13 protein-coding genes are annotated in these 14,355 nt (G+C 72.4%); 7 read left to right on the forward strand and 6 right to left on the reverse strand.

What is annotated here, in order from left to right; translation table 11 throughout:
* The first annotated feature begins 28 nt into the window (after window positions 1-28).
* Window positions 29-1,018 carry a type IV toxin-antitoxin system AbiEi family antitoxin domain-containing protein gene (locus A6035_RS02780; protein WP_108846515.1) on the forward strand — a complete coding sequence of 330 codons (990 nt, stop codon included), beginning with the start codon at window positions 29-31 and terminating at the stop codon, window positions 1,016-1,018.
* Between the two features lie 134 nt (window positions 1,019-1,152).
* On the opposite strand, the gene A6035_RS02785 is transcribed toward A6035_RS02780, so the two are convergent.
* Window positions 1,153-1,857 (reverse strand): Crp/Fnr family transcriptional regulator, encoded by a 705-nt coding sequence (locus A6035_RS02785; protein ID WP_108846516.1) that lies wholly within the window; start codon window positions 1,855-1,857, stop codon window positions 1,153-1,155.
* A 325-nt stretch (window positions 1,858-2,182) separates the two neighbouring features.
* Between A6035_RS02785 and nth the strand changes: the two genes are divergently transcribed.
* Genes nth through A6035_RS02805 form a run of 4 tightly spaced genes read left to right on the forward strand, consistent with a single transcriptional unit; the run spans window position 2,183 to window position 5,899 of the window.
* Complete coding sequence (gene nth / locus A6035_RS02790) at window positions 2,183-2,974, forward strand: endonuclease III (RefSeq protein ID WP_412523647.1); 792 nt, start codon at window positions 2,183-2,185, stop codon at window positions 2,972-2,974.
* Window positions 2,971-3,663 (forward strand): TlpA family protein disulfide reductase, encoded by a 693-nt coding sequence (locus A6035_RS02795; RefSeq protein ID WP_108846518.1) that lies wholly within the window; start codon window positions 2,971-2,973, stop codon window positions 3,661-3,663. The genes nth and A6035_RS02795 overlap by 4 nt, the downstream gene beginning before the upstream one ends.
* Complete coding sequence (locus A6035_RS02800; protein ID WP_244192516.1) at window positions 3,660-4,706, forward strand: NUDIX hydrolase; 1,047 nt, start codon at window positions 3,660-3,662, stop codon at window positions 4,704-4,706. The genes A6035_RS02795 and A6035_RS02800 overlap by 4 nt, the downstream gene beginning before the upstream one ends.
* Window positions 4,703-5,899: a MarP family serine protease gene (locus A6035_RS02805; RefSeq protein ID WP_108846519.1), complete on the forward strand. Its 1,197-nt coding sequence runs from the start codon at window positions 4,703-4,705 to the stop codon at window positions 5,897-5,899. Before A6035_RS02800 ends, A6035_RS02805 begins: the two co-directional genes overlap by 4 nt.
* Before the next feature lie 173 nt (window positions 5,900-6,072).
* Here the strand turns inward: A6035_RS02805 and A6035_RS02810 are convergent, their stop codons facing one another.
* The 4 genes from A6035_RS02810 to A6035_RS18175 form a co-directional block, all read right to left on the reverse strand.
* Window positions 6,073-6,942 carry an alpha/beta fold hydrolase gene (locus tag A6035_RS02810; protein WP_208635556.1) on the reverse strand — a complete coding sequence of 290 codons (870 nt, stop codon included), beginning with the start codon at window positions 6,940-6,942 and terminating at the stop codon, window positions 6,073-6,075.
* Window positions 6,943-7,037: 95 nt separating this feature from the next.
* Window positions 7,038-7,556 (reverse strand): phage holin family protein, encoded by a 519-nt coding sequence (locus tag A6035_RS02815; protein WP_108846521.1) that lies wholly within the window; start codon window positions 7,554-7,556, stop codon window positions 7,038-7,040.
* An 81-nt stretch (window positions 7,557-7,637) separates the two neighbouring features.
* Complete coding sequence (gene acs / locus A6035_RS02820) at window positions 7,638-9,605, reverse strand: acetate--CoA ligase (RefSeq protein ID WP_108846522.1); 1,968 nt, start codon at window positions 9,603-9,605, stop codon at window positions 7,638-7,640.
* Between the two features lie 154 nt (window positions 9,606-9,759).
* Entirely contained in the window at window positions 9,760-10,515 is a 756-nt protein-coding gene (locus A6035_RS18175) for a PRC-barrel domain-containing protein (protein ID WP_162533975.1), read from the reverse strand.
* 145 nt (window positions 10,516-10,660) lie between these two features.
* On the opposite strand from A6035_RS18175, the gene A6035_RS02835 reads away from it, so the two are divergent.
* Entirely contained in the window at window positions 10,661-11,419 is a 759-nt protein-coding gene (locus A6035_RS02835) for a Fic family protein (protein WP_108846524.1), read from the forward strand.
* A gap of 541 nt (window positions 11,420-11,960) precedes the next feature.
* On the opposite strand, the gene A6035_RS02840 is transcribed toward A6035_RS02835, so the two are convergent.
* A complete protein-coding gene (locus A6035_RS02840) occupies window positions 11,961-12,794 on the reverse strand; it encodes an HAD family hydrolase (RefSeq protein WP_108849039.1) in 834 nt (277 codons plus the stop codon).
* A gap of 489 nt (window positions 12,795-13,283) precedes the next feature.
* Between A6035_RS02840 and A6035_RS02845 the strand changes: the two genes are divergently transcribed.
* The gene (locus A6035_RS02845; RefSeq protein ID WP_162533976.1) at window positions 13,284-14,345 is read left to right on the forward strand and encodes a CpaE-like family protein; all 1,062 of its coding nucleotides are present in this window, start codon (window positions 13,284-13,286) and stop codon (window positions 14,343-14,345) included.
* The last annotated feature ends 10 nt before the right edge of the window (window positions 14,346-14,355 follow it).

A 14,355-nucleotide genomic window follows, 5' to 3' on the forward strand; every position in this document is an offset into this window, starting at 1 on the left:
GTGGCAACACCGGCGGGACGATGTCCGCATGAACACTTCGATACCCGCCCAGAACCGCCCCACCCGCCTGTCGACGTACGCCGATCTGGCGAGGGGCGGTCTGACCCACGCCGACATCGCAAGGCTGCTCGCGAGCGGCGAGCTCAGACGTGTCCGCACCGGGGTCTACGCTCACGCCGCAGACGACGCCGGTCCGGACGGCCGATTGCCCGGCGAACCCGCCTATGAGCGACGTCGCCGGATAGTCGTCGAACGCACGGCGGCCGCAGCGCGAGCGGTGGAACCGGGGACGGTCTTCTCGCACGCCTCGGCGCTGGCCCTGCAAGGGCTACCGCTTCACGGGATGGTTCTCGATCGTCCCACCGCCACTCGTCACCGCGCGGGCGGTGGGAGTCGTCGCAGTTCCGCGCTCATAGTCGCGAACCTGCCGCTCGACGGGGTGGTGCAGATGCTCGACGGCATACCGGTGACCTCGCCGGCCCGAACGATCGTCGACGTGGCCCGGACGTCCGGGTTGGAGAGCGGGGTGTGCGCGGCGGACCAGGCAATCCGCCGAGGCCTCTGTACCCGGTTCGACCTGCAGGTGGAGGCCGATGCAGCGAAGGGCAGGACGGGGGTGGCTCGGGCGCGCGCCCTGCCTGAGCGGACCTCCGGATCGGCCGAGTCGGTGTTGGAGACTCTGATCCGGCTCATCCTGGTGATGGCAGGGCTGCCGGAGGCCGAGCTGCAGGTGAGGCTGGCGGTACGCGGAGGCAAGAGATTCCGGGTGGACTTCTGCTGGCCGCAGTGGCGCCTGATCGGCGAGGCGGACGGCTTCGGCAAGTACGGGACGGAACCGGAGGAGATCCGCCGGAACTGGGCGGCCGAGCGGCGCAGGCAGGCTCAGTTGGAGGACGCCGGATATGTGGTGATCCGGTGGACGTGGGCGGACCTCAGGGATCCCCGGGCGATCGTGCGTCGAGTCCGTGAGGAGATGTGGCGGCAGGAACGGCTCGGGCTGGGCCCGAACGCTGCCTGATCCGGAAAATCCGCTACTCCGACCCAAGATTCGCTACCCATATCGGGCTAGCGAATCCGGAGGCAGGGTAGCGGATTTCGGAAAAGGTGCCGGGTGAGGCCGGGCCGGGTGAGGCCGAGAGGGTCCGGTCCGCGTCAGCGGGCGCGGCGGGCCAGGCGCTCGGTGTCCGAGATGATGACGCTCTTGCCCTCGAGCCGCAGCCAGCCGCGGTGCGCGAACTCGGCGAGCGCCTTGTTCACCGTCTCGCGGGAGGCGCCGACGAGCTGGGCGATCTCCTCCTGCGTGAGATCGTGCGTCACGCGGATGTTGCCGCCCTCCTGCGTGCCGAAGCGCTGCGCCAGCTGGAGCAGGGCCTTGGCGACGCGACCGGGCACGTCGGTGAAGATGAGGTCGGCCAGGTTGTTGTTGGTGCGCCGCAGGCGGCGGGCCAGCACGCGCAGCAGCTGGTCGGAGATCTCCGGCCGCTCGGCGATCCACCGCTTGAGGGCGGAGCGGTCCATGGCCTGGACGGTGACGTCGGTGACGCACACGGCCGAGGAGGTCCGCGGACCCGGGTCGAAGATGGACAGCTCGCCGAACATGTCCGACGGGCCGAGGATGGACAGCAGGTTCTCGCGGCCGTCGGGCGCCTTGCGGGAGAGCTTCACCTTCCCGGAGGTGACGATGTACAGGCTGTCGCCCTGCTCGCCCTCGCGGATGATCACGTCACCCTTCGAGTACTCCTCGCGGGTCAGATCGGCACGCAGAGCGGAGACGGCCGCCGTCTCCACACCCTGGAAGATTCCGGCCCGGGTGAGGACGTCGTCGGCAGACTGGTCCGTGCGGCGATCAATCGTCACAGTCTGTGACCCTCCGTTCTGGGCGGGGACATGCGCGTCCGCGCCATGGCGTGCGTGTGGCGAAAGCCACTGTAGTCGTTCGCGCGTCGAGGTGTGGTCAACGCGCGGTCAGCGGGATGGTTCAGGCCTCGATCCGCTCGGGTTCGTCGAGGACCGCGTTCTCGAAGCGGTCCATGAGGAGCGCGAACCCGGCGAGGAGCACCGGCACGAGGACGACGAGGATTCCCTGCATGCCCATGATTATCCACCGCCGACCGCGCGGGCGCACACGTGCCCGTCCGGAGCGGCGCGGCGCCGTGTGCACGCGGAGCCGTAATGTGGACTCATGCCCGACCCCGCTCCAGCCGTGAAGCGCCGCAGACGAGGGGTGGCCGCGAGGGGGGTGGAAACCGACCTCGGGCGCACCCGGCGCGCGAGGCGCATGCTGCGCACTCTCGAGGAGGCGTTCCCGCACGTCTACTGCGAGCTCGACTTCACCACCCCGCTCGAGCTCTCCGTCGCCACGATCCTCTCCGCGCAGTGCACGGACAAGCGGGTCAACGAGGTCACGCCGGCACTGTTCCGCCGCTACAGGACCGCGGAGGACTACGCGGGCTCGGACCGCGAGGAGCTGGAGGAGTTCATCCGCCCGACGGGCTTCTACCGCAACAAGGCGCGGAGCATCCAGGGCCTCGGCGCGGCCCTGGTGGAGAGGTACGACGGCGAGGTGCCGCAGCGGCTCGAGGAGCTGATCTCCCTCCCGGGGTTCGGGCGTAAAACCGCGAACGTGGTGCTGGGCAACGCTTTCGGCATCCCGGGACTGCCCGTCGACACGCACTTCATCCGGTTGGTTAACCGCTGGAAGTGGACCGACGCCACCGACGCGGTCCGCATTGAGCGGGAGGTGTCGCAGATGCTGCCCCGGGCCTCCTGGACCGACGCCAGTCACCGGATCATCTTCCACGGTCGCCGGGTGTGCCATGCGCGGACCGCGGCCTGCGGGGCGTGTGTCCTGGCCGACGACTGCCCGTCCGCGGGCGAGGCCGGCCCGCTCGATCCGGTCGCGGCCGCCCGCCTCGTGGCGGGACCCGAGCGTGAGCACCTCCTCGAACTGGTGGGACTGGGGGATCACGCGTGAGCGCCTCCACCCGCTGGTCGCTGGTCGCGCTCGTGGCGCTGGTCGGCGTCGTCGTCGCCCTCCTCACCACCTTCGGTGACTCCGGCGACGGTTCCGGCGACCCCACCGCCGCCCCCACCGTCCCCCCCGCGGGCGCCCCCGCCGCGCCGCCGGTCGGTGGGCCGCCCGCGGACGAGCCCCACACCGTCGTGGACGCCGACACCCGCGCCACGGCCGACCTGCCCGCCTGCCGCGACAGCGCCGCGCCCGCCACCACGACCGGCCCCGTCGCGGGCCTCATGGTGCGGTGCATGGACGACGGCTCCACCACGACGCTCGGCAAGATCCAGGCTGGCACGCCCATGGTCGTCAACATGTGGGCCTACTGGTGCGAGCCGTGCCGACGCGAGCTGCCCGCGATCCGGAACGCGGCCGCCACGCTCGGTGACGAGGTGCGGGTGGTCCTCTCGCACACCGATCCCTCCGAGACCAAGGGCTTCGACACGCTCGGCGCGCTCGGGATCGACGAGCTCGTGTCGGTCTCCGACCACGACGAGGAGCTTCCCACCGTGCTCGGCGCGCCGCCCGTCCTGCCGCTGACGCTCTTCGTACGGGCCGACGGGACGGTCGCCCACGTGCTGGTGCAGCCCATGGACAGCGAACAGGACGTGCTGGACGCCGTCGCCGAGCACCTGGGGGTGACCGCGTGAGTGAGACCGCGAAGGACCGCGCAGACGACCGCCCGGGCGACTCCGGCGCCCGCCCGTCCGCCTTCGGCGATCCCACGGTCGCACCGGCGCCCCGGCCCGGCGACATCACCGGCGTCCCGCACCCCGGCTGGATGGACCCGCTGATGTCGGCGTGCACCGACGGCAGCTTCGACGGGCTGCTGCCGCGGCGACGCCCGCCCGAGGACCGCGGCCCCAACGAGGTCGGCCGCCCGCACCGCGACGCCGCCGTGCTGGTGCTGCTCTCGGGCTCCCCGGACGCGCCCGGCCCGCAGCCGCCCGAGGACGCGCGGGTCCTGCTCACCCATCGCGCCCCGACCCTGCGCAACCACTCCGGACAGATCTCCTTCCCCGGCGGCGGGGTCGACGATACCGACAGCGGGCCCGTCGAGGCCGCTCTGCGCGAGGCGTGGGAGGAGACCGGCCTGGACCCGGCCGGTGTCGACGTCCTGGCCGTGCTGCCCGAGCTGTACATCCCCGTGTCCAACTACTCGGTCGCGCCCGTGCTGGGGTACTGGCGTGAGCCGATGGAGGTCGGCGTGGTGGACCCGGGCGAGACCGCGCGCGTGATGACCGTCCCGGTCAACGAGCTACTCGACCCGGCCAACCGCTTCCTGCTGCGGCACACCACCGGGTGGACCGGCCCCGCCTTCCAGCACGACGACCTGGTGGTGTGGGGCTTCACCGCCGGCATCCTCGCCGCGATGTTCCACTCCGCCGGCTGGGACCTGGACTGGGACACCGACGACATCCGCGATCTCGAGAAGACCCTGGCCGCGTCTGCCAACGGCGAGCAGCACCGCATGTCGGCGGAGGAGGCCCGGCGTGAGTCCGCGGATCCGCTGGCCGACCGCACCGTCGCCGGAGTGCCCGGGGTGACGGCCGGGCGCGCAGACGGGGCCGACGGGAGCGCTCGGGGCGGTGCGGCGGAGACCGACGGGGACGCTCCGGGCGGTGCCGCGGGGACCGACGGCGAAGAGCCCCTCGACCTCCCCGCCGACAACCCCCGGAGGGGACTTCGGTGACGGGCTCACAGTGGCTCGACCTCGCCCTGTTCGCCCTGGCCGCCGCCGCCGCGATCTCCGGTTGGATCAACGGTGCCGCAGCCTCGGGGTTCGCCCTGCTCGGCGTGGGTATCGGCGCGACCTCCGGGCTCCTCGTGGCCCCGCACCTGGTCCGCGAGGTCGACTCGCCGCTGGGCCGCCTGGTGGCGGGACTGGCGATCATCGCGGTGATGGTCATCATCGGGCAGGTCGCCGGTGTGACGATCGGCCGCGCCGCCAGACGCTACATCTCCGGAACCGGCGCCCGGCTCCTCGACAGCACGCTGGGCGCGGTGTTCCAATCCGCCGCGATGCTGCTGGTGGCGTGGCTGGTGGCCGTGCCCATCGCCGCCCAGGAGGGCCCGGGGCCCGGTAAGGCGGTGCGGGGTTCGTCGGTGCTGGCGAAGATCGACGACGTCGCCCCCGAGCAGCTGCAGCGGATCCCGGCCGCGTTCACCCAGGTCCTCGGCACGACCGGGTTCCCGGACATCCTCGGCCCGTTCGGCACCACCCCGCTGCAGGAGGTGCCGCCGCCGGATCCCGTGCTCGCGGGTTCGGAGGTCGTCGCCCGGGTGAAGCCGTCGGTGCTGAAGATCCGTGGCCGTGCCGAGTCGTGCAGCCGCGCGCTGGAAGGGTCCGGCTTCGTGGCCGCGCCGGGGCTCGTCATGACCAACGCGCACGTCGTGGCCGGCACCGGCTCGGTGAGCGTGGTCGCGGGCGACGACGAGCTAGACGCCGAGGTCGTGGTCTACGACTCCTCGGTGGACGTGGCGGTCCTACGCGTGCCCGGGCTGGACGCGCCGGTCCTGCCCTTCGCCGAGACCCGCGCCCGCACGGGCGACAACGCGATCGTCGTGGGCTATCCCGGCAACGGGCCCTACCGCCCGGACGCGGCGCGGATCCGCGAGCGCGTGACCCTGCGCGGCCCGGACATCTACCGTGAGCAGACCGTCGAGCGCGAGGTCTACATCCTGCGGGGCAGTGTCCGCGAGGGCAATTCGGGCGGTCCGCTGATCACGCCCGAGGGGCAGGTCGCGGGAGTGGTGTTCGGTGCCGCGATGGACGCCGCCGACACCGGGTACGCGCTGACCGTCGAGCAGGTCCTCCCGCAGCTGCAGGCGGCGGTCGACGCGCCGGGCGCGGTGCCGACGGGCCCCTGCGTCGGCGTCCGCTGACTCACCCGCGCCAGCCCGCCGGCCCGCGCCGCGATCTGGACGTAATCAGGGAGATTTTGGACGTAGCCATGTTGCTCCGGCGTGTTACCACGATGGTTACGACCAAATCCGATATGACGGCGATCGGCGCGGCCCCTCGGCCGCGCTCCTCGGCCGCGCCCCAAGGCTGAGCTTCAGGACGGCGTGACGCGGCGGGCGAAGTCGACGATCAGGCGGGACGTCTCCGCCGGGGCCTCCATCACCGGATAGTGGCCTGCGCCGGGGACGAGTCCGCTGCTGAAGTCACGCGCCCAGGCGGACGACGAGCGGACGGTCTCCGGCAGGATGAACCGGTCCTCGGCGCCGCTGATCCCCAGCACGGGCTGCGAGAGCACACCCGAGACCGCCCGCCGGAAGTCGCGGCCGTCCGGCCGGAGCTGACTGCGCACCATCCAGCGACGACTCTCGAGCGACAGATGCGCGACCTTCGGGATGAGCATCGCCCGCCGGAGCAGCTCCGCGGTCTCGCGGAAGTCATCCGTCTCCGGCCACGTCGGGGCGGAGCGGCTGCGGAGCATCTCCTCGACGTCGGCGGCCCCGTCGCGGGTGAGGCGCCGTTCGGGCAGTCGGGGCACCTGGTCCGCGACCAGACGGGGCACGAGCGCGCGACGTTGGTGGCGGTCGCGCAGGGCGGCGCGGCGTGTGGCGAGTGGGTGAGGGGATCCGACGACGACGAGGCCCCGCACCGCGCGCGGCCGGCGGTACGCGGCGGTCCACGCATAGAAACCGCCCTCGCCCTGTCCGACGATGACGGCCGAGGAATGGCCGAGCGCCCGCACGAGATTCGTGAGGTCGGACGCGAGGGTCCAGGCGTCGTAGCCACGCGGCGGTTTGTCGGAGTCGCCGTGGCCCCGCAGGTCGACGGCGACGGCGTGGAAGCCCGCCTCCGCCAGCGCGAGCATGGGCGCGCGCATCGTCCACCAGATGCCGCTCAGGCCGTGGACGAGCAGGACCAGCGGCGGCAACTCCCCGGCGTCGGCGTCGGCGGGGAGCGCCTCGGCCACGTGAAGGCGGATGCCGTTGGCCGAGACGTCACGATGCCGCCACGACCCGTCGATCCTGACGATCGACGGGTCGGGCGGCCTGTGAGCGGGCGTTTTCAGTTGCGGACGGGGGGCTCAGGCGTGCTGGTGATCCGCACCGTGTGGGGACGCTGCGGCTCGGAGCCCTTGGGCATGGCCAGCTTGAGATCCGACACCGAGTCAATGGTGCGCTGCGGCTTACGGATCTTCTTGACCTTGCGGTACCCGAGCAGTCCGCACACCGCGGCCAGCAGGACGAGCACCACGAACACGATGAGGAAGCCCATCCAGTCCCAGCTCTCGGTGCCGAACCACAGCGAGATGAGCTTCGCCCACATGAACACGAACGGGAAGAAGGACATCAGGAGGAACACGAGAGCGGCCACGAAGAACCCGGACCCGGTGGCGGCCTTCTTCACCTGCTCGGTGATCTCGGTCTTCGCCAACTCGATCTCCGCCCGCATCAGCGTGGAGACGTGGGTCGAGGCGTTCTTGACCAGGGTGCCGATGCTGGCGTCGCCCCGGCCGATCGAGTCCGCGTCGTGCAGGGGGATCGAGGCCTCGGTCGGCTTGTGCGTTCCCTGGGCGTGGCTCACGGTTGTTCCTCCATTGTCCGGCGACGGCTGCACCGTCGTCCATCGTGCCACGTCACGTGGCGGCCTTCACCCGCTACCCGGTCATCCGCGCGTGCCCTTCTCCCGGATCTGGTCCATGATCGTCGGGTCCGCCAGGGTCGAGGTGTCGCCGCCCTCGCGGCCCTCGGCCATGTCCTTGAGCAGTCGACGCATGATCTTGCCGGAGCGGGTCTTGGGCAGTTCGGGCACGATCGTGATGTCGCGGGGCTTGGCGATCGGGGAGATCTCCCGCGACACCTCGGCGCGCAGTTCGTCGATGAGCTTCTGGTGGTCCTCCTCGGCGCCCACGCTGCCGCGCAGGATCACGTACGCGACGATCGCCTGGCCGGTGGTCTCGTCGTTCGCGCCGACCACGGCCGCCTCCGCGACCGCCTGGTGACCGACGAGTGCCGACTCGACCTCGGAGGTCGAGATGCGGTGGCCCGAGATGTTCATGACGTCGTCGACGCGGCCCAGCACCCACAGGGCGCCGTCCGAGTCCCACTTCGCGCCGTCACCGGCGAAGTAGTACCCCTCCTCGGCGAAGCGCGACCAGTAGGTGTCGCGGTAGCGCTCCATGTCGCCCCAGATGCCGCGGAGCATCGCGGGCCACGGCTCGGTGAGGACCAGGAAGCCCTGCTCGTCCGCGGGGACCTCCTTGGCGTCCCCGTCGACGATCGCCGCCGAGATCCCGGGCAGGGGCCGCATGGCCGATCCCGGCTTGGTCTCGGTGACGCCCGGCAGCGGCGAGATCATGATCGCGCCGGTCTCGGTCTGCCACCACGTGTCGACGATGGGGGCCTTCCCGCCGCCGATGTTCTCGCGGTACCAGCGCCACGCCTCCGGGTTGATCGGCTCGCCGACCGAACCGAGGAGGCGGATCGAGGACAGGTCGTGGGCGGCCGGGATCTCCTTGCCCCACTTCATGAACGTGCGGATCAGGGTCGGCGCCGAGTAGTAGATGGTGACGCCGTACTTCTCGATGATCTGGAAGTGGCGGTGCTCGTCGGGGGAGTTGGGCGTGCCCTCGTAGACGATGCACTCGGCGCCGTTGGCCAGCGGGGCGTACACGCCGTAGGTGTGGCCGGTGACCCAGCCGACGTCCGCGGTGCACCAGTAGACGTCCTCGCCGGGCTTGTGGTCGAAGACGTTGTGGTGCGTGTAGGCGGACTGTGTGAGGTATCCGCCGGAGGTGTGGACGATGCCCTTGGGCTTGCCGGTGGTGCCGGAGGTGTAGAGCAGGAACAGGGGGTGCTCGGAGTCGAAGGCCTCCGGGGAGTGCTCGGTGGACTGCTCGGGGATCACCTCGTCCCACCAGACGTCGCGGCCCTCGGTCCACTCGACGTCGAGGCCGGTGCGGCGCACGACGAGCACGTTCTCCACCGACTTCGCGGGACCGTCCACGCCCTCGAGGTTCCCGGCCAGGGCGTCGTCGACGCCGGCCTTGAGCGGGGCGGGCTTGCCGCGGCGGAACTGACCGTCGGCGGTGATGACGAGCTTGGCCTCGGCGTCGTCGACGCGCGAGCGCAGGGCCGCGGGCGAGAAGCCGGCGAAGACGACGGAGTGGGTCAGGCCCAGGCGCGCGCACGCGAGCATCGCGATGTAGACCTCGGGCAGCAGCGGCATGTAGATCGCCACCCGGTCTCCGGCCACCAGGCCGAGCGAGCTGAGGTAGTTGGCGGTCCGGCTGACCTCGTCCTTGAGCTCGGCGTATGTGATGTCGCGGGCGTCGTCGGTGGGCTCGCCGATCCAGTGGATGGCGACGCGGTCACCGTTGCCCGCCTCGACGTGCCGGTCGACGCAGTTGTAGGCGACGTTGAGCTTGCCGCCGACGAACCACTTGGCGACGGGGGCGTCGGACCAGTCCAGCACCTCGGACCACTCGGTGTCCCAGTCGAGACGACGGGCCTGCTCCTCCCAGAACGCCAGACGGTCGTCCGCGGCACTGTCGTACAGGTCTGCCTGCGCGTTGGCCTGGGCGGCGAAGTCGGGATCGGGCGCGAAAGACGGGGTGTGCTCGGGAGCGGTCATCAGCGGCTCTCTCTCGGGGATGAGGTTTCACGGACGGCCGGGGTCGCCACGGCGGACGTGACCGGACCGATGCCTGTGAGCGTAGTCACATGCGTCCCGTCGTGTCGGGCGACCCACCCGAGGGGGTACGACGGGGGAGTCCCGCCCGCCGGCATCAGTCGCGACGCGGTTCCGGGCCTTTACCGCCGGTCTCCCCGTCCGGGTCCGCGGCCGGGGTCGCGGGGCCCGGGCCGGAGGCCTTCGCGGGGGCGGAGGAGTCGGCGGTCGTGTCACCGTCGGTCGACCTCGTCGTCGTCGCCCCCTTACCGTCCCGGCGCGCCGACGCCGGGTCCGCCGCGGCGCGCTCGCCCGCGCCCGGCGTCGCGGTGTCCTCACCATCGCCCGGCGCCGTGGGGCTTTTGCCCGCACCCGGCTTCTCGGACGCCGCGGCGGCTTCCACGCCCGTGCCGGCGGCCTTCACCGTCTTCCCCGCCCCGGCGCCCGCGGTCTCATTCGCGGCGCCCGTCGACGTCGTCTTCCCGTCGCCCTTCGCCGGCTTTCCGGCCGCACCCGCCGCCGGACCGGACGGCGGCGCTGCCGTGCCCCGGAGGCGTGTGGGCGTCTCGATGCCGTAGTACTCGAGCAGTTTGGCCTCCTGCTCGGGGGTGAGGGCGTCCTCGGTGTTGTCGGGGCGCGGGGAGTCGCGGATGACGGCGCGTGTGTGGTCGACGTGGAGCTCGTCGTCCAGCAGCCGCGCCCCGTGCAGGGGGACGATCGCGTCGGCGGAGAAGATGCCGGTCGAGACGGTCGCGAACGTGATCTTGCCGCTGGCGTCGTCCGCGTAGACCTGGCGCACCGCGCCGATCTTTGCCCCCGTCGAGTCGAAGGCGGTCGCGTCGAGCAGTGCGTCGAGCTGGTCCTTGAGGTTCACGCGGATCTCCGAGGTTCGAGGGTGGGGGGGGCGGAGCCGGCGCGGGCCCCGCCGGGTGGAGGTGATTACACCAGCTCCACACCGGTTGAGGCAGCTGAAAATTGCCTGTGTCGGCCGATTGTCGTCCGCTGGGTAACCTCGACCCGTGACCTCCGCAGCTCCCGACCCGCTCGCCCCGCTGACCGCCCTGCCGGGCGTGGCCGGGGCCGCGGACACCGCCCGCGACGCCCTGGCAAAGGTGCACCGGCACCCCGCCAATCGCCGCGGATGGCCCACCACCGCCGCCGAATCGGTCCTGCGCGGGGCCCGCGCGTCCGCCGGCGTCGAGGGCGCGTCCGTCCGCCTGGACAGCGACGGCGAGCCCGACGAGATCCTGTCCGGCGCCCTCCGCGTCGCCGGTGAGCTCACCGGCGAATCCCTCGACCGCGCCGTCGCCGTGTGGACGCGCTCGCCGCTCCAGGAACTCGCCCACCTGCACCTCCTCGCCGCCGCCCGGCCCGACGGCGACCCGCAGACACTGGGCCGCCCCCGCGCCGGCCAGGGCGTGGCCGAGCGCCTCCAGGGCCTGGCCGGGCTCGTCACCGGCGGCACGCGCGTGCCGGCGCCGGTGCTCGCCGCGGTCGTGCTGGGCGAACTCTCCGGGCTCGCGCCGTTCGGCTCGGCCGACGGGATTGTCGCCCGCGCCGCGTTCCGGCTGGTCGCGGTGTCCACGGGCCTGGACCCGCACTGTCTGGGCGTGCCCGAGGTGACCTTCTACCGCGATCCGGAGGCCTACCGCGCCGCGGTCGCCGACTATATGGCGGGTACCGAGGAGGGCGTCGCCGCCTGGATCCTCTACTGCTGTAAGGCGCTGGAGGCGGGGGCTCGCGAGGCCACCTCGATCGCCGACGCCGCCGGGGCCTGACGCGCCGGGTCTGGCGCGCCGGGAGCTGGCGCGCGAATGGCGGGTCGGCCGAAGCCGACCCGCCAACTCACTGCGGTTCATCGAGAGATCCGGGTACCAAGCGTCCTGTGGTCCGCCGTGTCGCCGGCCCGGGACAACCGTCGGTGACGGCTGGCGCGGACCCACGGCTGGTGTTGCCTCTCGGGCGTCATCCGTCGCGTGGGTTTCCGAACGTCGATGACGGTAGATCAGGCGGGGGGCCGTGACTTCTCTTCCGTCGCGGTCCTGGCGTCCTCACCACCGTGCCTTGAGCATGCCGTCGGGCACCGTGCCGGGGCGATGGTGGGAACCCCCAAAGAACCCGCCGACTCCTCAGGCGATTCGGCTATCGCCTCAGGCTCTGTCCTCGGCCCACGATGAGTGTTTGGGCGTCTGCGATGGTCGGCCGCAGAGGGCGGTTGTGGAGGGCGGTAGCAGAGGTCGGTGCAGCCGTGGGTCGAGCCACGACTACCGCGCCGCCGCCGGAGCCGGAGCTATGGCGACCGCACCGCCGGAAGTGCAGCTACCGCGCCGCCCGCCTCGCGCCACGCGCGAACGCGGCGGCCGCCGCGCTCATCGCCACGACGATGGCCCCGACCCCCACGATCGGCCCCGTCGCCCTTTCGAGCGTCGGCAGCAGCGGGGTGGGGTTGGAGAACGTCAGGATCGGCCAGCCCCGCTCGAGCGCCTCACGTCGCAGCGCGCGGTCGGGATTGATCACCGTCGGATGGCCGACCAGCTCGAGCATCGGCAGGTCCGTCGAGGAGTCGGAGTAGGCGTAGCTCGCGTCGAGGTCGTAGCCGTACCGCTCGGCGAACCCGCGGATGGCCTCCGCCTTGCCGGGGCCCTGGCAGTAGAACTCGATCTGCCCGCCGTACCGGCCGTTCGCGTCGCGGTTCATGCGGGTGCCGGCGTAGTGGTCCACGCCGAGCATGCGGGCGATCGGCGCCACCAGCTCCTCGCCGGAGGCGGACACGATCACCAGGTCGTGGCCCAGCGCCCGGTGTTCGGCGAGCAGCTCCTGCGCCTCGGCGTACACGGTGGGGGAGACGGTCTCGGTGAGCGCCTCGGTGACGATCCGCTCGACCTGCTCGGGCGCCCAGCCCCTGGTGGCGGTCGCCATGGCCTGGCGCACCTTCTGCATCTGCTCGTCGTCGGCGTCGGAGAGGCTGAACGCCAGCTGCGTGTAGGCCAGGTCGATGACCGACCGGCGGGAGAGCAGCCCCTCGTCGAGGAACGACTTGTTGAACGCGAACACCGACGAGGTCGCGATGATCGTCTTGTCGAGGTCGAAGAACGCGGCCACGCGGCGCGGCCGGTGCGAGATCCTGGGGCCCGGTGGGCGGGGGGCGGACACGACACCCACGATACGGTCCTTGTGTTGCCCACGCAGATGGGTGATACTGATTGTGCCCTTAACGGGGCATCCCCCTATAGGTGCTCAGTTCATCCCCCCGAGAACTGAGGCTTTGAGAAACCGCGGCACCCCCTGCCGCGGTTTCTCGCATTTGTGGGCATCAAGCGGCGCGCCGGGCCACTGCAGCCGCTCCTGGACTTGGCGTCTCGCTCGCCAGGATGTGCGCGGAGCCTGCAGCCGCTCCTGGATTTGGCGTCTCGCACCCGCCGCGGTGTGCGCGAGACGCCATGCTCGCGTGCGGCTGTGCCGAGGGGCGCGCGAGACGCCATGTTCGCGTGCGGCTGGGCGGGAGCGGCGGCACCGCGTGCAGCTGCGCTGGAGCGGCGGGTGTCCGCGCGTTCTCCACAGCCCCGTCCCCCTCCACAGGCCGACCTCGGTTCCGCGTCGCGGCGGGGCCGACGGCCGCCGGCATGGGCGAGGGTGGGCGCCGTGGACACGACTACGAGAGCGCGGACCGTCGCGGTGGAGATCACCGATCCCGACCTGGACGCCGAAGTGCGCGCGGTGCTGGCCGCCTTGGCGATGGAACCGGGGACCGGGCCCGCCGACGTCCTGGTGACCGACCGCGCCGCCGAACGCGCGGACCGTGCCGACCGCGCCGACGGTGCCGTCCCGGACGCAGCCGCCGCGGGGAGGGTGGGAACCGGCGGGGCGCGCGTCGTGCGGGTCGGTTCGGACCGCGATCCGGGTGACGACGACGAGGTGATCCGCCTGCCGTCCGGGACCGGCGATCTCGTGGGGGTGCTGCTGGCGCCGGTGCCGACTCGGGCGGGAGCGGTGGTGGTGGTCGTCGGCGCGGTGGGCGGATGCGGGGCCAGCACGCTCGCCGCCGCGCTGGCGGTGCGGGCCGCGCCGTCTCACCGGACTCTTCTTGTGGAGACGGACCCGCACGGCACTGGCGTCGACCTGCTGCTGGGCGCGGAGGACCGCCCGGGCCTGCGGGTCGAGGACGTCCGCGCCGACCTGGGCGGGCCCGACCCCGGGGCCCTGTGGGGCGCGGCGCCCGAGGTGCTGCCGGGTCTGCGGGTCCTGGCCAGGTCAAGAAGCCGTCCAGCGGCCGCCGACCACGCCCGCGCCCCCGATGGCGGACCGGGCGCCGTGCGGGCCCACCGGGCGGGCGGCGGACTCGCGGTGAGCGATTCCGGCGGCGCCGAGGACTGCGGGCCGGTGCGCGACGAGGCTGATCTCGTCGTCGTCGTCACCAGGGCCGACCTCCAGGGCGCGGTCGCGGCCGGACGGGCGGTGCGACGGTCACCCGGCGCGACGCTGGTGATCCGGACCGGGCGCGGTGACCCCCTGCACGCGGCCGACGTCGCCGGGTCGGTGGGGGCGCAGCGGTGGCGCGTCCTACCCGAGATCGGCGCCGTGCGGCGCGCGACCGGCGCCGGCGAGCTGGCCGATGCGCTGCGTCGTGGCCGCGCGGGTGGGATGCGGCGGCTGTGCGCACTCGCCGACACCCTGCTCGAGGAGGTGGGCTCCGGTGAGCGCTGAGGACCCGGGT

This window comes from Dietzia lutea, assembly GCF_003096075.1.
Lineage (GTDB): Bacteria > Actinomycetota > Actinomycetes > Mycobacteriales > Mycobacteriaceae > Dietzia > Dietzia lutea.

Coding starts and splice junctions, on each gene's coding strand:
- acs (WP_108846522.1), bottom strand. CDS start 9,605: ATGACCGCTCCCGAGCACACCCCGTCTTTCGCGCCCGATCCCGACTTC.
- nth (WP_412523647.1), top strand. CDS start 2,183: ATGCCCGACCCCGCTCCAGCCGTGAAGCGCCGCAGACGAGGGGTGGCC.
- A6035_RS02780 (WP_108846515.1), top strand. CDS start 29: ATGAACACTTCGATACCCGCCCAGAACCGCCCCACCCGCCTGTCGACG.